This is a genomic window from Sphaerospermopsis sp. LEGE 08334 (assembly GCF_015207205.1).
Taxonomy (GTDB): domain Bacteria; phylum Cyanobacteriota; class Cyanobacteriia; order Cyanobacteriales; family Nostocaceae; genus Sphaerospermopsis.
This window is the reverse complement of the sequence record NZ_JADEXH010000068.1, coordinates 1-19,576: the sequence shown is the minus strand read 5'-3', so window position 1 is coordinate 19,576 and position 19,576 is coordinate 1. Positions and strand designations below refer to the sequence as shown.

Genomic DNA, 19,576 nt, shown 5'->3' with positions numbered 1-19,576 from the left:
GTACAATTGGTCACAAAAACCGACGCTCAACAGACCATTTTTTGTATAAAATCTTCCTTGTCTACAATACCTCCTTGTCTTCCAGGTCCTGCCTTAACAGATAATATTAAAAACCTACCCCTGTGAGGTCCCCAGTCCCCAGTCCCCATCCTCATGGACTCGGTGTACTTTCCGGTGATGCTGCGGGGGTAGGACTAGGCATTGCTGCTGCCTTGTTAATTTCATCTTTATACTGAGCAGGAGCTAAAGCCGTAGCACTATCAAACAAAGGTTTTGCTTCATCGAGCTTACCCTGTTCTTTTAGCAGCATCGCCTTTGCTAAAACAGGACGAAAATCTTGAGGATCTTTTTTAATTGCTTGCTCGTATAAAGAGATAGCTTGAGTATCATTTTTCTGTAAAGCGTAAACACTGCCTAAAAGTATCTGTACAGCAACAACATCAACACTTCCAGACTGAATGGTATTTGCTTGAGTTGCTGTAGATAAAGTTTCTTGTAACAAGCCAATAGCAGCTTCTGGGCGCTCTTGACTGAGTTGTAAATTTACCATTCCCTGTAAAGCTTTGAGATCACCGGGTTTGGTTGCTAAAATAGAGCGATAAGTTTGGGCTGCTCCTTCATTATCGCCCATTTGCTGCTTTGCTTGTGCTAGTAAAACCGCATACTCTGATTGTTGGGGATTCAACTTAGCCAACTTTTCCAAAGGTTCAATTACCGCTTGGATATCAGCATTTTTAACTTCACCCCTGCCTTTTTGACTGAGTAATTGTAACCTTGCTTGTAAAAGACCTTTAAGTGCAGCTTGATTTTCAGGTTCTCGTTGCAAAACTAGCTCCAAACCGCGAATTTCATCTGCTAACTTTGACTTTTGCTGAGATATACTAGAACTAGTAGAGTTGCTGCTAGTATTTTGTGCTAAGGGTTGAGAATCATTGAAAGCCCCAATGATGGGTATAATAGAAACACCAATAAACGCCGCAACTGCCAGAAGTAAGACAACCTGAATTATCCACCGATTACGTGGTTGAGACACAATTTTTTTCCTTTTGGTAAATTTGAGCGAAATAAATCGAAATTAATGAAATTAATATTTACACAAAGCACAAAGTTAAAATTTTCCAAAACTTTGCGGAATACGGTTATTTCACTGTGAATTTTATAACAAAAAACTATCTAGACTGTTAAAGTAAGTGATGACTTTAGGAGGAGCATTCAGAATTGTAGCTATGCTATGCTTCCGAAACTAGAGTAAAGGCGCTAAATGACACATTTAGTCTCTAAATGCGAAATTTCGCGCCTTTATGTTCGCACAGCCGACTCTATAATGGCTAGATTGAAAGGAAATATACTTTATATCAGCCATACAAACGCTCTTTCCATCTGTTGTTGTCAAATCCCACAATGGGATGTGTCTCCGCCGCAAGGAGTTTTTATGAATTCCGACCTGATGCCGTCTCCTGAATCTTCCAATTCTACAGCCTTTAACCAGGCTCAAGCTAAAATTGACTTAACAGCTAAGTCATCAAAACCGGATAGTTCACCTGTTAAACCTAACGAGAGTGATACTAATGGGAATTTGGCTCATCGCCAACAACCGATCCCACCTCCAAGCGAACCATTGCAGTACCGAGCCATTGGTTTAGTCCGGGGGCGCTACTCTCCCAGTAGTGAACAGTTTACCCAAGGAACACTGATCACATCTGATGGTGTGGAGCTAAATGCCGTCCTTTTAGGGCGGATTATGAGTTTAGTGAAAAATCACCTGGACTTAGAAAAACAACATCTCTGGGTAGTTTATCCCCGCACCAGACAAGAAAATGATTCACTACACATCCAAATTGTCGGAGTTTGGGAGCCAGAAAATCTCGCTAAAAATTCCCCAGATGAGGATGGCAAAAAATCGGGTTCACAAGCTTTAGATAGAGCCGAAAATGGTGCTGCCAAGAAATCTACTCGCCAAACTGCTGCTAAAGAAAAAATTTCCCAGCCCGTAAAAGCTTCATCAGAAATTCCTGATGGAGAATTTTCTGTGCGTGGTGAAGTAGTTTACCAATCTTTTGACGCTAAGAGTTTGGTAGTTAAAATCAAGCAAGCTCCACGGAAACCAACCGATAAACCCAAATATTTTAAGTTGAAACTGCGGGGTGTGCTGGCTACCAAGGCTGTGGGCAAGTTTTGGGATTTCAAAGTCAAGCGCGAAGCTGATGTATTGATAGTAGAAACTGCTGAAGCGATCGCTGATTTACCCAAAAAACGTAAACCACCATTCAACGGTGGACCCCGTGCTGGTGGTGGCAGAAAACCATTTCCCCCCAGACGCAATGGAGAAACTCCACGTCCTGTAAAGAAAATAGGTGGGGAAACCTCTGCGGTGTCTAAACCTGTACCAAAAACACCTGCTCCTAAGCCAGTGAAAAAGCCGAAACCCCAAGAATAGGGACTGGGGCAGAAAATTTTAGATTTTAGATTTTAGATTTTAGATTGAACCCAATTAAAAACAATCCAAAATCCAAAATCCAAAATCCAAAATCCAAAATTAAAAGTCTGTCCACCTGTCCTGGGGTAGAAAAGCTCGTTCACTAGGAATGGGAGCAACTGGTTCTGTGAGGGTAAATGTGCCAGCTTCTATCCACTGTTTCAACTCTACGGCTACTTGTCGTGAGAGAAACATACTGGCTAAAGGAGCAACTCGCACCGTTTTACCCTCTATGGGAATTTTTCCCGATTTTAGTTGAGCATAACTAACTAAACCAAAGGTGGGACGAACACGACGGGGAATAGAAAAGTCTACTATTGGCGCTACTAAGTCTTTATCTTGGACTGCACAACGTTCAATGACAGATTCGTTTAAAACCGGAAGTGGCACACCTACACCCAACATTAAAGACGGTCCATAACTTTTGAAGTAACAACCCCGCACCCAACGCGCATCCATTTGTTTGGCATCACCAATTAATGCTAAAGTGGCTGATGGTCCAATGGGTGTCCTATTAGCTAACCGCTTTTGTAAGGGGAAGTGCTGTGTACCTTCCCACGCTACATAACCTATTCCACCGCCTAAAAAGATTTTTGTGCCAATTCCCACAAGTTGTAAATCGGGATCATTGAATAAGGGCGAAATTGCCCCAGGGTTGGAGTAAACTGCATTACCTAAACGGGGTTGGAGGGGTCCTAGATAGGTATGCAGTGGGCGATCGCCTCCATTTACCCCAATAATAAAATTTTGATAAAGATTGCGCGGATTAAATAAATAAAATTGGTTGATAGTGTCACAGGTAATAGTAGTTTCAAAAGTTGCTCTGGGATAACAGTCGGTAACTTGTCCTAATGCTCTTACTTGTACCGGTTTACCAGCTATTAAATCTTCAATTACATGACCACCACCACGTTCTCGCAGTTCTTCACCGTCTGTTGTTTCCACAGCACAACTAGCACCCAAGTATAAATCTACTGCTCCAAAACCAGAATATGCTGGTACACCATCTAACCAACAGCGGCGAATTTTGATCGGTGGGTCAGTATGTCCTAAATTAATAATTGCACCACTGGATTCCATTGGTTCAAAGGTGCCGGTGGTAATAACATCAACTGCTTTAGTAGCTTTGGTGATACCGATTTCCGCTATTCGTTTTTTCAGTTCTTCAACCGTCCAAACTACGGCGCGTTTTTGGCTGATTTTTTCATTAATTTCCGCAATAGTTCGCATTTTTATCAGTTATTGGTTATTAGTTATTAGTTATCAGTTATCAGCGGGAACAGGAAAATACAAATATTCAAAATTTCAGCCTACTGCCTCCTGCCTACTGCCTCCTGCCTCCTCAAAATTATGTCTAATTTACCAGCAGAACATTTGCGAGTACGAGATATTGGCGAACAAGGTCTTTTAGAGAGATTACAACGCTTCTGTCCTTCAGAAGTAATTGGTGATGATGCAGCAGTTTTGGTGACAGAATCAGAGAAATCTTTGGTAGTAACTACAGATATGTTAGTTGATGGTGTGCATTTTAGTGATGTCACCACTACCCCAGAGGATGCTGGTTGGCGTGCTGCTGCTGCTAATTTATCAGATTTAGCAGCTATGGGGGCTTTTCCCTTGGGTATCACCGTTGGACTGGGTTTACCAGGAGATTTAAGCGTTGAATGGGTGGAAAGACTGTATCAGGGAATGACAGAATGCCTGCAAAAATACGATGTACCCATAGTTGGTGGTGATATAGTGCGATCGCCCATTACCACTTTATCCATCACCGCCTTTGGTCAAGCAAACCCTGATTTTATTATCCGTCGTTCCACCGCTCAAATAGGTGATGCCATAGTCGTTACAGGTATTCATGGAGCGTCCCGTGGGGGCTTAGAACTGCTCTTAAATCCCGAAATAGGTCAAAACCTCAAATCAGAAGAAAAGACAGCTTTAATCACCGCACACCAGCGCCCCAACCCCCGTTTAGATGTCATACCCCTATTGTGGGAGATTATAGAATCTCAATCCAAAATCCAAAATCTAAAATCTAAAATTGCTGGGATGGACAGCAGCGACGGTTTAGCCGATGCAGTATTACAAATTTGCCGTGCTAGTAAAGTAGGCGCTATTTTAGAAGCAAGTAAAATTCCTCTACCATCAACATTTAATCATTGGCTCACAGTACAGCGATCGCTCAATTATGCACTATACGGGGGCGAAGATTTTGAATTAGTCCTCTGTTTACCACCACAAACCGCATTAGAATTAGTAAAAAAACTAGGTGCAGGTGCAGCTATTGTCGGTAAAATTACACCAGGCTCAACAGTAATTTTACAACATGAAAACGCCAAAATCCCCGACCAAGTTTTAACACTTAGCCAGGGATTTCAGCATTTTAGTCATTAGTCATTGGTTATTAGTGTTTTTCCCAATCACCAATCACCAATCACCAATCACCAATCACCTTAGACCCACTTATTGGCTACTAACTCAGCTAAGTCTAAAACGCGTTGGCTATAACCCCATTCGTTGTCATACCAAGCCATCACTTTTACCATGTCATTGCCCATAACCAAAGTTAAGTTGGCATCAACAATGGAAGATTCATTTGTACCTTGATAATCAGAAGATACTAGAGGAAGTTCGCTGTAACCTAAAATGCCTTTGAGATAGGTTTGAGAAGCATCTTTGAGGACTTGGTTAACTTCTTCTGTAATAGTGGGTTTTTCAACCTGAACTACAAAATCCACCATTGAAACATTAGGAGTGGGTACACGCAAAGCTGTACCATTCAGCTTACCTTTTAAAGCTGGGAGTACCAGAGCTACTGCTTTAGCCGCACCAGTAGAAGTAGGAACAATGTTAATACCAGCTGCTCTAGCGCGACGCAAATCACGGTGAGAAGCATCTAAGATGCGCTGATCTCCTGTGTAGCTGTGGGTAGTGGTCATCGTGCCTTTGATGATGCCAAATTTTTCATGCAGCACCTTGGCAATAGGAGCTAAACAGTTAGTGGTACAACTGGCATTACTGATAATGTGATGTACTTTGTGATCATAATCTTCATCATTCACACCCATCACAAAAGTACCATCTTCATTTTTACCAGGAGCAGTAATCAGCACCTTTTTAGCACCAGCGTTAACGTGGCGCATTGCCCCTTCCTTACTGGTAAACACACCAGTGGCTTCAATAATCAGATCAATTTCCCATTCTTTCCAGGGCAAGTTATCTGGGTTGCGATCAGATACGCATTTAATGGTCTTACCGTTGACAGTAATGGAATTATCATCAGCAGTAATATCCGCATTTTGTAACCTTCCCAGCATCGAGTCATATCTGAGCAGGTGAGCATTGGTTCTAGGATCGGAAGTGTCATTGATACCCACAAGTTCAACTGGGCTATTCTCTCTACCTATCCAGCAGCGTGCGAAGTTCCGTCCAATGCGCCCGAAACCGTTGATTGCAACTCTAATCACAGTGTCTTGCCCTCTGTATTTATGCCTATAAATTGATATCGTTGACCGTTATATAAAACCTACTCAAAATTACTCATGAGCTTTGTTTACTTCCTGCTTCATTCTGGAAGTGTCGGCACTACCCAGTCCACAGGCTTTAAGATTGGGTGTAACTCACCCTACTGTGCAAATTGCTTTAGGCTTGGTTATTACCTAAAAACAGGGTAATTATCACACCTTTGAGTGTTGAAGTCTAGATTTTTTCGGTCAATGAGTAAATTTGAGTAAATGTTTTGATTCTGTTCTAGACCCCAATCATATCGCAAAGGGGAGGAGTATTTATAACTATAAAATGTTAGATCCAAAAAAAAACACAGAATTTATTCAGAATTATGAGTGTAAAGATTGTGAGTGGCGATGTACAAGCCGACTGATTTCGGTACTAAATAATCAATGGAACAGCCTTGGCGACAAAGTTCACGGATGATACTTGACGAAACTCTTATTAAAGGTGTGTGTAGTAATTGCCAATTGATTGTATATGATTTTTCTCTAATTTTTTTTTCTACTTGGTTGCAGATTGACTCACTTTGAGCTATAGTCTCACCACCTACCAGTCGGGGAGCAATTAACCAATCACACATTTGTGCTAGTTCATATCCACGATACCAACGAGGTAAAGTTTGGAAAGCATCCAAACCGATAATCCAGTACCAATGAGTATTTGGGTAAAAAGCAGATAAATCAATCAGGGTGTTAATAGAGTATGAAGTCCCAGAACATTCTCTCTCAATCAGTGAGAGTGTAAAAGCTGGGTTATTTTTAGTAGCTATATCCAGCATTGCTACTCGATGTTCAAACAGTGCGGCTTGTTTATGAGGAGGATTTTTTGAAGGTATCCAAATTATTTGTTCCAGATGTAATTGCGTCAAAGCCGTTTTGGCTACGAGTAGGTGTCCCCAGTGAACTGGGTCAAATGTACCTCCAAAAATTGCTAGTTTCTGCATTTGATGTGCGGTAATATTCAGGTAAAGTAAAGCACACTGCTAAAGTTTTGTCTCTTACTTCCTACCTCCTGCTTCCTAAAATTTCCTACTGCAACTAGTTGAATAATCTTTTCCCTGCCGATGTACTATTGTAGTCAATTCACCTGCTGGCTGGATATAGTGTCAAATTAGGTTTGTAACTCCAGGACTTCCGTAGCCACTTCTAGTAAAGCCATCAAAGATATGTATTTAACATGACAGAATTTTTTTCCCGATGTTACCCCAGTTTTCAGAATAATCATAAAAAGATATCAGAAATAGAGAAACTCTCTCATCAGGGTAATATCTTTCTGAACAAGCAAAAACAAAGTAAAAAATTAACCCTTTATTCAGATATGAAAATCCTACAGGAGCAGTATCTGTAAAAATCCAAATCCTGTTATGATACGCGTGTCATTTGTTGTCATTTCTAAAGATTTTGTGGTGTGGTGTAAGAGGAACAAAAGATGAATAGTCAGATAGATTTTAGCGGTAGACCATTTCATTTCATTGGTATTGGTGGTATAGGAATGTCGGCTCTAGCTTATGTGTTGACAAAACGGCAATTACCAGTATCAGGTTCTGATCTGCGACCTAATCAGATTACACGCAAGTTAGAATCCCTGGGCGCTCACATTTTTAGTAGACAAGAAGCCAGCAATCTGGAGTTCTTTCGTCCTCAAGAATCGGCTGATGGAATAGTATTAAATTCACCAGAAAAATTGCCTGTTGATAAGTCTAACTTACCTCAAGTAATTTGTTCAACAGCTATTAATACCAGTAATTTGGAATATAAAGCTGCCATAGAATTAGGTTGTCCTATTTTACACCGTTCCGATGTCCTAGCAGCCTTAATTGCTGATTACTATAGCATTGCTGTAGCAGGAACTCACGGCAAAACTACAACCAGTAGCATGATTGGTTATATGCTATTGCAAGCTGGTCTTGACCCGACTATTTTAGTCGGTGGAGAAGTCAATGCTTGGGAAGGAAATGCTAGATTAGGGGAAAGCAAGTATCTAGTGGCTGAAGCAGATGAATCTGACGGTTCTCTGGTGAAACACGCCCCAGCTATCGGGATAATTACCAATATTGAACTCGATCATCCTGACCACTACGAAACATTAGACGAAGTAGTGGAGACTTTCCAAAAATTTGCCCAAGGTTGTCAAATTTTAGTAGGTAGCATTGATTGTGACACAGTGCGCGATCGCCTTAACCCAAACATCAGCTATAGTCTACATCCAGATATCGGCGCTGACTATACTGTTACCAACATTGATTATCGTGCTGATGGTACAACAGCTTTGGTGTGGGAAAAAGGTAAAGCCTTGGGTGTATTAAATCTACAACTTTTGAGTCGGCATAATCTCAGCAATGCTCTAGCCGCAGTAGCAGTAGGACGCGCTCTCGGTTTAGAATTTGGGGAAATTGCTAAAGGTATTGCTACCTTTGAAGGGGCAAGACGGCGTTTTGAGTTCCGAGGAGAAGCGGCTGGTATTACTTTTATAGATGACTATGCCCATCACCCTAGCGAAATTCGTGCTACTTTGGCCGCAGCAAGACTCCAAGCTAGACCAGGACAAAGGGTAGTCGCCATCTTCCAACCCCATCGTTATAGTCGGACACTTACCTTTTTAGAAGAATTTTCTGAGTCCTTTACCCATGCTGATTTAGTAGTCCTGACTGATATTTACAGTGCCGGAGAACCCGATTTAGGACAGATTAATGGTGAACAATTAGCAGCAGAAATAGGGAAGCAGCATCAGCAGGTTATTTATCAACCAACTTTATCCTCAGTGTGCGAGTTCTTGTTGTCAAACCTGCGTTCTGGCGACTTGGCATTATTTTTAGGTGCTGGTAATTTGAATCAAGCGATTCCTGAAGTCATTGCTACACTTCGTGAACCAGTTCAGGCTACATCCTAAGCGAAGCACACTGCTAGGTTTTGTTGATTTTGCGAATTTCTTATCTAGCAATAGTTTCATTAGTTAATCTTACTACCGGAATATTACGGTAAAACAGTAATAAAAATCACCAACTAAAGCAACGATGATAACTTCCCAGGCTGCTGGAAACGTCTGTAATATTTCTGCTTTGACTACAAATAAACAGCAAACAATTAATTCTGTCGCTAGTGAAGTAATTTACTTACCCGGTACTGACTGTGTAATTAAAACCCAGGCTTCTTTATCAGCATTTACTTCTTATAGGGTGGGAGGAGAAGCCCAATGGTACGTTGCTCCACGCAACTTAGAAGCATTACAAGCAAGTATTGAGTACGCAAAAGAACAAGATTTACCAATAACAATCCTGGGAGCAGGTTCTAATTTATTGGTCAGTGATCAAGGAATACCCGGCTTAGTGATTGCTACTCGTCATTTCCGTTCCAAGCATTTTGACCCAGAAACAGGTCGATTAACAGTTGCGGCCGGAGAATCTATTCCTAGTTTGGCATGGGAAGCAGCAGAATTGGGATGGCAAGGTTTAGAGTGGGCTGTGGGTATTCCAGGAACTGTTGGTGGTGCAGTTGTTATGAATGCAGGGGCGCATAATAGCTGTATTGCAGATATGTTAGTGAGTGCAGAATTGCTTTCTCCCGATGGTACAATAGAAACTCTCACCCCAGCGGAATTAGGTTACAAATATCGGACTTCATTATTGCAAGGGGGAAAACGGATAGTTACTCAAGCAACCTTGCAACTCCAACCCGGTGCAGATCCAGCACAAGTTATAGCTACAACCAAACAACATAAACAACATCGCCTTTCTACCCAACCTTATAATTTTCCCAGTTGTGGCAGTGTTTTCCGCAATCCTAAACCTTACACTGCTGGATGGTTAATTGAACAAGCTGGTTTAAAAGGCTATCAAATCGGTGGAGCGCAAGTAGCACAACTTCATGCTAATTTTATCGTTAATCGTGGTGGCGCTAAAGCCAGCGATATTTTCTGTCTCATTAATCATATTCAACGTGAAGTACAAGAACGTTGGTCTATTTGGTTAGAACCAGAAGTTAAAATGATTGGCGAGTTTCAAGCAGTTTGTGGATAGGTTGGTGATTGGTGATTGGTGATTGGTGATTGGTGATTGGTGATTGGTGATTGGTGATTGGGAATAAAATTGATTACCCAGTCACCAGTCCCCAGTCACCCATTACCTACCCCAACTATAATTGAATTTGATTTGTTATTCACAGCACAAGTGGAAAATTTGTTATGACAGCAGGAAAAGGACAGGGATTTGGTTTTGGCTTAGGAAAAATGAAAGAACTGGCCGCAGCTTTTCAAAAAGCACAGCAAGTTCAAGAAGGTGCCAAGCGTCTCCAAGAAGAATTAGAACAGATGGAAATTCAAGGAGAGTCTGGTGGTGGACTTGTGAAGGTAGTTGTCAGCGGCAACCAAGAACCCAGAAGAGTAGAAATTTCCCCAGAAGCAATAGCACAAGGTTCAGAGCTACTTTCCGATCTCGTGACAGCGGCAATGAAAGATGCCTACAACAAGTCCACTACAACTATGCGGGAACGCATGGAAGATTTAACCAGTGGACTGGAACTGCCAGGACTATAGTCATTAGTTATTAGTCGTTAGTTATTAGTCATTAGTTATTAGTTGTTAGTCGTTAGCAACTGATAACTGATAACTGATAACTGATAAGTGAAAGCATAAACAAAATTATTTATAACTATTTCAGTAACTACTCTTACACATAAATATTATACAGATATTTGCATATATTAGTGGGACTATGAGCGTTGTTAAAAAAATAGAAATATTAAATAGGGGTTGCTGAAAAAGTCTTTCCGTGAAGGTAGGGAACTCTTAACAGGGAACACTTCGACAAGCTCAGTGCATCGCAGAGAACAGTTTACTGAAATAAAACGCCATTATTGAAAACCAGGATAAATGTTTATTAATCCTAGTTTAATTAACCAAATAATCCCATCAACATGAAATGCTAAATCAAAACACTAGCTACGTAGAATTAATTACGTCTTTTCCTCCTCGTACCATAAAATCTGAAGAAGATTTAGAAAAAACTCAAGTAGTTGTTGATAAACTTCTTGATAAAGGAGAATTAACCGAAGCGGAAGAAGATTATTTGGATGTATTGGGAATTTTAATCCATGAATATGAGCAACAACAAGATTTAGTTCCTGATATTTATGGAGTAGACCTGCTCAAAGTTCTGATTACAGAATTAAATCTCAAACAGAAAGATTTAGTTCCTATTTTTAAAACCGAATCAATTGTTTCTGATGTACTTAATGGTAAACGTAAATTAACTGTTGAACATATCCAAAAACTTGCGGAATTTTTTAAAATTTCACCTGCTGTATTTTTCCCAGAAAATCCGTTACAGCGAGATTTTTTAGAGGCAGCTTAAAGTTAAAGTATCCAAGCATTTACCAGGTGAAATCAATATTTTCATCTGTTTGACTGTTAGCCAAGTGCAAAAGGTTGTAGTCAGGGTAGCGGTAATTTTTAAAGCTGGTTCGTTGCAGTTAATTAGGCGTTCAACAAATTCTAATGCTTGAGCAATGTTACCTAAGCGAATGGCGTTGGCTAGTTGTAAGCTATTAGCAGCACTTTCTGACACTAATTCTTTCACCATATCCCCATTGACTGTTTTACCCAAAGCATAAGTTTTGAGCTTTTCTAGTTCGGTGAATATCAGTCGTGTATTATTGCCTGTGTAATCAATCAATACTTTGTAAGCATCGGTGGTGAGTGTTACACTTACTTCGTCAGATAAAGTACGAGCTTGCAGTATTAATGCTTGGGTTTGCCATTGGGGAATGAGAGGAAATTCTTTTACCTGTGCGTACTCCAGTAGGAGTTTGACTGATTTATTTCTCGCGTCAGGTTTGTGAGTGTTGGTGATAAGGAGGGTATTTGTTGAGGGAATTTTGGGGAGAATGGACTCCAACTGCAACAATATTTCTTTTGAACAAACTCCCAGTAATGTGCTGTTGGTGTACTAATCTTCCTCCACTCCCAACTGGTGGTGTCATGATATCGGATAATGCTTGAGGAATGGTTTCTTTAGATTCTGAGGGGTATTCTGTATAGTTAAAATTTGCCCATTGTTGATCTAGAGTGTGGGTTTTTAGTTGTTTGATGGTGCGAGTTAGGAAGAGTTCGTTTTCACCAAAGTACAAGTATGTTGGCATGGTAGTACGGCAATACAATTGTCCTGCATGAGCGTTAGCTCTAAACCTATTATTCAGATAATATTACATAGCAAATTCCTAAGTTATACATTCTGTGATAATTTAAACAACAAATACAGCTATTTTGCCTCTTACAAACTATTGAGGATTAATTATGGAACCTATTTCTCTGATTCTTGCTGCTTTGGTTGCTGGCGCTACTGCTGCTGTTAAGGATACCGCAGGACAAGCCGTTAAGGATGCCTATAAAGGGTTGAAAGATTTGATGAAGAAGAAGTTTGAAGGCGATCCTGTTGCACAAGTTCTGGTAGATGCGAAACCAGAACAAATTAAGGACGCAGAAGTTTTGTTAAAAAATAGCATTACCAAAGCTGGTGTTGACAAGGATGATGCAATTATTAAAGCAGCCGAAGAGATAATGAAAAAAGAAGATCCTGAAGGCGCTTCAACTGGTAAATATGATTTACGAGGAGCTAAGGGTGTTCAAGTTGGAAATCAAAACACACAAACAAATACATTTAGCTAAGGATTGCGAGAGTATTTAAATGATTGAAGATACCGCAGATCCGCACCCAAATAATATTGAGTTTAAGGGTGAAGTTAAGGGCGCTCAGATTGGTAATCACAATATTATCTACAATTATTTCTACTATAGACAAGAAGTAAAACCTGCATCTGTTGATGTTGCTGATGACAATCTCCTCTGTCCTTATCGCGGGTTATTTCATTTTGGACCCGATGATGCGGATGTTTTCTTTGGGCGGGAAATATTTATAGAAGAACTTTATAGCGCAACTAAAACTAAACATTTTATTCCGGTGCTAGGTGCATCAGGAAGCGGTAAATCTTCGGTGGTATTAGCTGGACTTGTTCCTAAACTATACAAAGAGGGTCATTGGCAGTTTACTCACTTCCGTCCTGGTTTAGATCCTTTTCACGCTTTATCCTTAGCTTTAGTTCCTCTTTATACGCCCAATTTAGATCAAACCGACCAAATTCGCCAAGCGCGAAAGTTAGCTGATTACTTGCAAAATGAATCTATTCTTCTCTCAGACGTTTTTGCTCAAATTCGGCAAAATCACCCTAATGATCGAGTTCTACTGATTGCTGACCAATTTGAAGAAATCTATACCCTCTGTAACGATGAAAAAATTCGCCGTAAGTTTCTCGATAGTTTATTAAATAGTTTAGAAAATACCACTTCCCTATCTTCATCGGCTACGGTGTTGGTGACAACAATGCGGGCAGATTTTTTGGGAAATGCTCTTTCCTATCGTCCCTTTGCTGATGTTTTGCAAAATGCTGATGTGAAACTCGGACCAATGAACCGGAAAGAATTAACAGAAGTCATTAAAAAACCTGCCCAAAAATTAGGTGTGACATTTGAACCAGGACTGGTAGAACGCATTCTCAATGATGTGGAAAACCAACCAGGAAATTTACCTTTACTAGAGTTTGCTTTGACAGAATTATGGAACAAGAGAACGGGTAAACAATTAACTCACAAAGTCTATGAAGAAATTGGTCAGGTAGAAGGTGCATTAGCTCGTCATGCTGATGAAAAATATGGCAACTTGACAGATGACGAGAAGGAAAAAGTCCGGCGGATTTTTATTCAATTGGTGCGTCCAGGTGAGGGAACAGAGGATACAAGACGAGTCGCTATAAGAAAGGAATTGGGGGAGCAAAGCTGGTCTTTGGTAAAACAATTGGCTGATGCTCGGTTGGTGGTGACAAGTCGTAATACTAACCAAGAAACGGTAGAAGTAGTCCATGAAGCTCTGATTCGCAACTGGGGAGAACTGCGAGAATGGATGAATACAAACCGCGTTTTTAGAGTTTGGCAAGAGCGAGTACGGGCAGCAAAGGCACAATGGGAAAAAACGAAACGAGATCCAGGTTCCTTGTTACGTGGTGCAGCGTTAGCAGAAGCAGAAGAAGAACTGAACAAACGCCCAGAAGATTTAATTGATGAGAAAAATTTTATCGAGCAGAGTTTAGAATTTCGAGATAGGGAAATTAAGATACAAAAGCGTCGCCAGATGCTAACTATTTCGGGACTTAGTATTGGTTTAATAGCTGTCTCCTTATTTGCCATTGCGGCCGTATGGCAAAGACAAATGGCGCAGAACGCTTTGGAAGAACAAATTATTGCTTCTGCTGAATCTTCAGAAGCTTTTCGGAATTCTAAAAAAGAATTATATGCGTTGCTTTTAGCAGTAAGAGCAGGACAGCCAATAGTATCAAACCAGCTAAAAGTAGGAGTTAAAACCCAGGAGCTAGTTTTAGAAAGTTTACAAAAGACAGTTGGTCGAACTAGAGAGTTAAATAGATTGGAAGGGCATAAAAATGCTATCCGAGGTATAAGCTTCAGTCCTGAAGGTGACACCATTGGTACTGCTAGTGATGACTCAACTGCTAAACTTTGGAGTGTAAATGGTAGAGAACTAAAAACCCTTGAAGGCCATAAACAGAGGGTTTTAAGTATCAGTTTTAGCCCTGACGGTCAAACTATTGCTACTGGTAGTGAAGACCAAACTGTCAAGCTCTGGAATCGGGATGGGAAACTACTCCAAACTCTTAATGGACATAAAGGTCGGGTTTTCAGTGTCACTTTTAGCCCCGATAGTAATTTAATTGCATCTGCTAGTGGGGATAACAAGGTCAAACTTTGGAAGCGGGATGGAAATCTACACCAAACTATTAGTGGACATAAAGATTGGATAAATAGTGTCAGTTTTAGTCCCGACGGTCAGACTATTGCCACTGCTAGTAATGACAAAACTGTTAGACTCTGGAGTTCTAGTAATGGAAACGAAATACGACGCTTTACTGATATTAAAACTCAAGAGAAGACGGCTCATAATGATACAGTCACTAGCGTCAGTTTTAGCCCCGATGGTAAGACTATTGCTACTTCTAGTGCTGACCGGACTGTCAAACTTTGGAGTCTTCAGGATGGTCATCTAATTCAAACTCTTGAGGGACATTCGGATATAATCCATCAAGTCAGTTTTAGTCCCGACGGTAAGACTATTGCTACTGTTAGTAATGACCAAACTGTCAAACTCTGGGACAAGTCTGGTAACATACTCCAAACTTTTGCTAGTCATAATGGTGCAGTTTTTGACGTTAGTTTTAGTCCCAAGGGCAAGATCATTGTTACTGGCAGTGCTGATCGAACTAGTAGACTTTGGAGTTACAACCGTCAGGAACTTCAACCCCTCATTGGACATAAAGCTCCCGTCTGGGGAGTAGCTTTCAGCCCTGACGGTCAGACTATTGCTTCTGCTAGTGCTGACAAAACTGTCAAACTTTGGAGTCGCGATGGTCGTCCAATGCAAACCCTGACTGGACATAAGGATATAGTCAGTAGCGTCACTTTCAGTCCAGACGGTCAGACCATTGCTTCTGCTAGTGCTGACAAAACTGTCAAACTTTGGAGTCTGAATGGACAAGAACGCAGAAGCTTTACTGGACATCAAGGAAAGATCAGGAGGGTGAATTATAGTCCTAACGGGCAAATGATTGTCACTGCTAGTGAAGACAATACTGCAAAAATCTGGAGCTTAGATGGTAGGCCAATTCGCACTCTTAAGCATAGTGAGTTGGTTTATTTCGCTGGTTTCAGCCCTGATGGTCAAACTATTGCTACTGCCAGCAGAGACAAAACCGTAATTCTTTGGAACTTAGATGGCACGAAAAAAACCACTCTTAAGCATAACGATTTTGTATATTTCGTTAGCTTTAGTCATGATGGTAAAATCATAGCTACTTCTAGTGCTGACGGGACAATAACATTCTGGAGTCAGGATGGGAAAAAACTTAAAACGCTTACAGCGCATGATGTTCAAGTCTACACTGTTAGTTTTAGTCCCAATGGCAAGTTTATAGCGACGACTAGCAGAGACAAGACTGTTAAACTTTGGAGTATAAGTAAAGACAACAAGGAAATCCAAATTGAAGAACTCAAAACCTTTACTGGTCACACTGGTATAGTTGACTATTCTAGTTTTAGTTCTGATGGTCAAACTATTGCCACCGCCAGCAGAGACAAAACCGTAATTCTTTGGACTTTAGATATAAACGAACTAGAAAAATTAACAAATTCAAAGAAATCACTGAATACTTTGATGAAAGACGGTTGTGATTGGATAAAAAATTATCTAAATAGCTCAAAATCAAAAGATAGTAAAACCACATTATGTCATTTCAGGACTTAGGCAACTGGCACAAGCGATCGCCCTTTCCATTACCATAGGCGATCGCTCATCATTAGTATAATCTCTTACTCAAAACAAACTCAACTGCTTTCCCACATCACCTTGAGGCTCAATAACCGAAAGTAACTCATCCCGTTTTTTAGCCATCAACTCCAAATAATACCCACTGGAATAGGCTTCAGAATTAGTCAATCCCAGAATTCCTTGATAAAATGTCACAACATCCCCAGTATTACCCAGAACCAAAAGAGCCTTTTCACCCTTCTTAATTTTCCGAGTAACCTGTAACTGTTCCACAGGAAAATCACCAGAACGAATAACCTTGGTTAATTCCTGGTAATATTGTTCTGCCTTAGCCTTTGACTGAAGATATCGTGTCAGGTAGTTCAAAGGAAATTCCTTTTCTAGACGAGAGCGGTCTCTTTTCCGCCATGAACCCTTAGTAGTAATTTTACCATCTTCATGCCAGAGAATATAATTCTTAGCTCCTCTAGAGGGAACAAACATCGCTTTAGCATAGAATATTACAGAGTATTACAAAATATTTCGTAATTGCTCAAAGCATGATTCTATTTCCTCCCATGTTGGATAATCGCCATAGCATAAATTTTTGCATTGTTGGCTATATGTCAGGATTTATTAGCAGAATTTAATCGTGATAAAGATAAATATCGCCAAATGCCAAAAGGTGTATATACAGGATTTACAGCAGTGCAGAAATCTAGTATTAGTGATGATTTGAATGATAATTTGCATGATGGTATTATTGCTTTGTTGGGGTATCCTGCCAAACCAGCTAAGAAATTAGATCATCAATATCAGGTGTTTGATTTAATTTACATTGATAAATCAGGTAAATTAATTTTAAAAAATCAAAAAGAAGTTTTAGATTTGCTAACCTTGTATAAAGATAATGAGCGTTTTGTCCCTGATGCAGTTGATCGCGGTGAAGCGGTGGCAGTTGCGGAGTTAGTGAACGCGCTCAAAACTTGGTTAACCAGTCAAGCAGTGCAAGAGGAGCAAATGGAAGATGGTTCTGTCAAAAAGACGATGGGTAATGAAACTCTGGGAATTTTGCAAGGTTTAAAAAGAGGTAATCAGGCTTCTATAGATAGAATCAAGCAAAATGTTACAGTTGATGGTAAATATCAGCTAAGTAATTTCGATTTAATCAGTTGGGTTTTAGTTACGGTGTAAAATTTTGGGAGTAAATAACTATGACTATTGCAGTTACAGAAAATATTCAATCACTTTATGATGTAGAGACAAAGTTAGGACTAAGGCGATCGCATGATCCAGACTTTTTCATGGAATGGTGTAGAGATTTTGCAGAATTAGAAGATACCGAAAAAAAAACTCTAGATCGGATCAAAGGGTCTTATATATATCATATTAATCAAGGCTGTTTGTCTGAGGGAACAGTAAATTTGTTGATGGTTTCACCATTACTATTTTTGGCAGGTTTTCTGGAATCACCTTTTAGTTTGCGAAGTGAACAATCAGTTGAGATTAGCGATTATGATGGTAGTGTTACTTATCACGGAAGAATTGATGCTTTAGTTTTGAATAACAACTTATGGATAGTTTTAGTGGAAGCAAAGCGTTCTAGTTTTTCATTTTTAGTGGCAGTACCACAAGCTCTTACCTACATGACAGCAAGCCCAAATGGTGATAAACCAACCTATGGACTCGTCACCAACGGCGATCATTTTATGTTTGTTAAGCTGCAACAATCTCAATACGATCTTTCTGATGATTTTTCACTTTTTAAGCGATCGAGTAATGAACTCTATCGCGTGCTGCAAATTCTAAAATCCTTCCAGAATCTATAAATAATAAATTTGAACACGGATTAAATGGATTACACAGATGGCACGGATTAACTAATTATGGAACTAACTATGGAACTAACAAAATTTAATGAAATAGATTTTTTACCCGCTTTAAAGGCTTTTTTGGGTGGGCTAAATGTACCAATTAATTATGTAGATGATAAACCAACTTCGGCAAAAATAATATTAGAAAATACCTATAAAGATAATGAGTGTTTTGGGTTAATTAATGATGTTTATTTTGTTGGGTTGGTTGATGATGCAGCTTTTAGTAAAAAGCAAAGTTTAGATATTGATCAAATTAAATCTGATTATGATGGAATTTTGATTTTTGGAGTAACTTTAAATAATCGAAATAATCGTGATTATGGACAATTACCAACGCGATTCCTACGGAGCGCTTCGCTATCACAGTTAGCAGAAATATCACGAGCTTTTAATCGGGAGTTTTGTTATACTCCTGTAGTTATTATTTTTAAATATAATCAATATCTCGCATTTGCTAATACTGAAAGATTAAAATATAAGAATAATCGTGAAGGTGAAAAAGCGGGAAAAGTAACTTTATTAAGAGATATTGATATTCAACAACCACATTCAGGGCATCAACGTATTTTAGCAGAGTTGGCAATTCCCAAGACAGGTAAGGATCGGGTTGATTCTTTTGCTAAGTTATATCAATATTGGCAAAAGGTACTTGATGTTAGTTTGTTAAATAAACAATTTTATCAAGAGGTTTCAGCCTGGTATTTTCATGCTTGTAAACAAGTGGTTTTCCCCAAGGATGCTAAGAATAATCAAGAGAGTTTAATTAGGTTAATTACTCGGTTAATGTTTGTTTGGTTTCTGAAAGAAAAAGGTTTAGTTCCTAATCAATTATTTAATCAAACTGATATTCAAGCTATTCTCAAAAGTTTACAACCCCAGGAAAGCACCTATTAAAAAGCGATTTTACAAAACTTGTTTTTTGCCACATTAAATACCGAAGGTAAACGCGAATTTATTAAAGAAAGTTCCGGCGGACGTAATTCGCAGCACATGGTACATAATGTATTTCGCTACAAGGATTATTTTCAAGATCCTGATAAGGTAATTGATCGTTATTTTGCAGATATTCCTTTTTTAAATGGTGGTTTATTTGAATGTTTAGATGTTCCTTCACAAAAGGATAAACCGGAAACAGCAAAAAGAATTGATGGGTTTAGTAATCATTCTTCTAATGTGTTATCTGTGCCAAATGAATTATTTTTTGATGGTTTTCAAGATGTGGATCTTAACCCACATTCCGCACCCCAAACTGTCCCAGAGGGAAATTACGGAGATGAAAAATCAAAGTTAGCGTAAAAACAGACATATACAGTGAAAAAAGCATTTGAGAAACAGTAAATCACCAAAAATGTCATC

At 39.6% G+C, this 19,576-nt stretch carries 19 protein-coding genes; 12 read left to right on the top strand and 7 right to left on the bottom strand.

Annotation, left to right across the window (positions count from 1 at the left end; genetic code table 11):
- Positions 1-151: 151 nt before the first annotated feature.
- Positions 152-1,033, bottom strand: a complete 882-nt coding sequence (locus IQ237_RS24415; RefSeq protein ID WP_194059800.1) for a tetratricopeptide repeat protein — start codon at positions 1,031-1,033, stop codon at positions 152-154.
- A gap of 399 nt (positions 1,034-1,432) precedes the next feature.
- Between IQ237_RS24415 and IQ237_RS24410 the strand changes: the two genes are divergently transcribed.
- Entirely contained in the window at positions 1,433-2,437 is a 1,005-nt protein-coding gene (locus IQ237_RS24410; RefSeq protein ID WP_194059798.1) for a hypothetical protein, read from the top strand.
- Between the two features lie 99 nt (positions 2,438-2,536).
- Here the strand turns inward: IQ237_RS24410 and IQ237_RS24405 are convergent, their stop codons facing one another.
- Positions 2,537-3,706, bottom strand: coding sequence for a homocysteine biosynthesis protein (locus IQ237_RS24405; RefSeq protein ID WP_194059796.1), 1,170 nt, complete (start codon positions 3,704-3,706; stop codon positions 2,537-2,539).
- A gap of 120 nt (positions 3,707-3,826) precedes the next feature.
- On the opposite strand from IQ237_RS24405, the gene thiL reads away from it, so the two are divergent.
- Complete coding sequence (gene thiL / locus IQ237_RS24400; RefSeq protein ID WP_194059794.1) at positions 3,827-4,867, top strand: thiamine-phosphate kinase; 1,041 nt, start codon at positions 3,827-3,829, stop codon at positions 4,865-4,867.
- A gap of 59 nt (positions 4,868-4,926) precedes the next feature.
- On the opposite strand, the gene IQ237_RS24395 is transcribed toward thiL, so the two are convergent.
- Both IQ237_RS24395 and nadD read right to left on the bottom strand, forming a co-directional pair.
- The gene (locus IQ237_RS24395) at positions 4,927-5,940 is read right to left on the bottom strand and encodes a type I glyceraldehyde-3-phosphate dehydrogenase (RefSeq protein ID WP_194059792.1); all 1,014 of its coding nucleotides are present in this window, start codon (positions 5,938-5,940) and stop codon (positions 4,927-4,929) included.
- Between the two features lie 359 nt (positions 5,941-6,299).
- Positions 6,300-6,926: a nicotinate (nicotinamide) nucleotide adenylyltransferase gene (nadD, locus tag IQ237_RS24390; protein ID WP_194059790.1), complete on the bottom strand. Its 627-nt coding sequence runs from the start codon at positions 6,924-6,926 to the stop codon at positions 6,300-6,302.
- Positions 6,927-7,411: 485 nt separating this feature from the next.
- Here nadD and murC point away from each other — a divergent pair, with 485 nt between their 5' ends.
- The 4 genes from murC to IQ237_RS24370 all read left to right on the top strand — a co-directional run bounded on the left by murC (position 7,412) and on the right by IQ237_RS24370 (position 11,330).
- A complete protein-coding gene (murC, locus tag IQ237_RS24385; protein WP_194059789.1) occupies positions 7,412-8,872 on the top strand; it encodes a UDP-N-acetylmuramate--L-alanine ligase in 1,461 nt (486 codons plus the stop codon).
- Positions 8,873-8,996: 124 nt separating this feature from the next.
- Positions 8,997-9,998, top strand: coding sequence for a UDP-N-acetylmuramate dehydrogenase (gene murB / locus IQ237_RS24380; RefSeq protein ID WP_194059787.1), 1,002 nt, complete (start codon positions 8,997-8,999; stop codon positions 9,996-9,998).
- Between the two features lie 164 nt (positions 9,999-10,162).
- Positions 10,163-10,513, top strand: a complete 351-nt coding sequence (locus IQ237_RS24375; protein ID WP_194059785.1) for a YbaB/EbfC family nucleoid-associated protein — start codon at positions 10,163-10,165, stop codon at positions 10,511-10,513.
- Positions 10,514-10,898: 385 nt separating this feature from the next.
- Positions 10,899-11,330, top strand: a complete 432-nt coding sequence (locus IQ237_RS24370; RefSeq protein ID WP_194059783.1) for a type II toxin-antitoxin system HigA family antitoxin — start codon at positions 10,899-10,901, stop codon at positions 11,328-11,330.
- Here IQ237_RS24370 and holA read toward each other — a convergent pair.
- Entirely contained in the window at positions 11,316-11,873 is a 558-nt protein-coding gene (gene holA / locus IQ237_RS24365) for a DNA polymerase III subunit delta (RefSeq protein WP_255512702.1), read from the bottom strand. The two genes, IQ237_RS24370 and holA, sit on opposite strands and share 15 nt — an antisense overlap.
- Complete coding sequence (locus IQ237_RS26770) at positions 11,806-12,117, bottom strand: hypothetical protein (protein WP_255512701.1); 312 nt, start codon at positions 12,115-12,117, stop codon at positions 11,806-11,808. The genes holA and IQ237_RS26770 overlap by 68 nt, the downstream gene beginning before the upstream one ends.
- 154 nt (positions 12,118-12,271) lie before the next feature.
- Between IQ237_RS26770 and IQ237_RS24360 the strand changes: the two genes are divergently transcribed.
- Positions 12,272-12,643 (top strand): hypothetical protein, encoded by a 372-nt coding sequence (locus IQ237_RS24360; RefSeq protein ID WP_194059781.1) that lies wholly within the window; start codon positions 12,272-12,274, stop codon positions 12,641-12,643.
- A 19-nt stretch (positions 12,644-12,662) separates the two neighbouring features.
- Positions 12,663-16,340 carry a WD40 repeat domain-containing protein gene (locus IQ237_RS24355; protein ID WP_194059779.1) on the top strand — a complete coding sequence of 1,226 codons (3,678 nt, stop codon included), beginning with the start codon at positions 12,663-12,665 and terminating at the stop codon, positions 16,338-16,340.
- A gap of 69 nt (positions 16,341-16,409) precedes the next feature.
- Here IQ237_RS24355 and IQ237_RS24350 read toward each other — a convergent pair whose 3' ends face one another.
- A complete protein-coding gene (locus tag IQ237_RS24350; RefSeq protein ID WP_228020692.1) occupies positions 16,410-16,847 on the bottom strand; it encodes a hypothetical protein in 438 nt (145 codons plus the stop codon).
- Between the two features lie 111 nt (positions 16,848-16,958).
- Here IQ237_RS24350 and IQ237_RS24345 point away from each other — a divergent pair, with 111 nt between their 5' ends.
- The 4 genes from IQ237_RS24345 (at position 16,959) to IQ237_RS26950 (ending at position 19,516) form a co-directional block, all read left to right on the top strand.
- Positions 16,959-17,537, top strand: coding sequence for a hypothetical protein (locus IQ237_RS24345; RefSeq protein WP_228020691.1), 579 nt, complete (start codon positions 16,959-16,961; stop codon positions 17,535-17,537).
- A 20-nt stretch (positions 17,538-17,557) separates the two neighbouring features.
- Complete coding sequence (locus tag IQ237_RS24340; protein WP_228020690.1) at positions 17,558-18,172, top strand: type I restriction endonuclease; 615 nt, start codon at positions 17,558-17,560, stop codon at positions 18,170-18,172.
- Positions 18,173-18,241: 69 nt separating this feature from the next.
- Positions 18,242-19,114, top strand: a complete 873-nt coding sequence (locus tag IQ237_RS24335) for a hypothetical protein (protein ID WP_194059775.1) — start codon at positions 18,242-18,244, stop codon at positions 19,112-19,114.
- An 18-nt stretch (positions 19,115-19,132) separates the two neighbouring features.
- On the top strand, positions 19,133-19,516 hold the full coding sequence (locus tag IQ237_RS26950; protein WP_194059773.1) for a hypothetical protein: 384 nt from the start codon (positions 19,133-19,135) through the stop codon (positions 19,514-19,516).
- Positions 19,517-19,576: the final 60 nt, after the last annotated feature.

Bases quoted from the DNA above. Each gene is read 5' to 3' on its own strand.
- IQ237_RS24375 (WP_194059785.1), top strand. From the start codon at position 10,163: ATGACAGCAGGAAAAGGACAGGGATTTGGTTTTGGCTTAGGAAAAATG.
- IQ237_RS24350 (WP_228020692.1), bottom strand. From the start codon at position 16,847: ATGTTTGTTCCCTCTAGAGGAGCTAAGAATTATATTCTCTGGCATGAA.
- IQ237_RS26770 (WP_255512701.1), bottom strand. From the start codon at position 12,117: ATGCCAACATACTTGTACTTTGGTGAAAACGAACTCTTCCTAACTCGC.
- IQ237_RS24355 (WP_194059779.1), top strand. From the start codon at position 12,663: ATGATTGAAGATACCGCAGATCCGCACCCAAATAATATTGAGTTTAAG.
- IQ237_RS24370 (WP_194059783.1), top strand. From the start codon at position 10,899: ATGCTAAATCAAAACACTAGCTACGTAGAATTAATTACGTCTTTTCCT.
- IQ237_RS24360 (WP_194059781.1), top strand. From the start codon at position 12,272: ATGGAACCTATTTCTCTGATTCTTGCTGCTTTGGTTGCTGGCGCTACT.
- thiL (WP_194059794.1), top strand. From the start codon at position 3,827: ATGTCTAATTTACCAGCAGAACATTTGCGAGTACGAGATATTGGCGAA.
- murB (WP_194059787.1), top strand. From the start codon at position 8,997: ATGATAACTTCCCAGGCTGCTGGAAACGTCTGTAATATTTCTGCTTTG.
- IQ237_RS24405 (WP_194059796.1), bottom strand. From the start codon at position 3,706: ATGCGAACTATTGCGGAAATTAATGAAAAAATCAGCCAAAAACGCGCC.
- IQ237_RS24340 (WP_228020690.1), top strand. From the start codon at position 17,558: ATGACTATTGCAGTTACAGAAAATATTCAATCACTTTATGATGTAGAG.
- IQ237_RS24335 (WP_194059775.1), top strand. From the start codon at position 18,242: ATGGAACTAACAAAATTTAATGAAATAGATTTTTTACCCGCTTTAAAG.
- nadD (WP_194059790.1), bottom strand. From the start codon at position 6,926: ATGCAGAAACTAGCAATTTTTGGAGGTACATTTGACCCAGTTCACTGG.
- murC (WP_194059789.1), top strand. From the start codon at position 7,412: ATGAATAGTCAGATAGATTTTAGCGGTAGACCATTTCATTTCATTGGT.
- IQ237_RS24410 (WP_194059798.1), top strand. From the start codon at position 1,433: ATGAATTCCGACCTGATGCCGTCTCCTGAATCTTCCAATTCTACAGCC.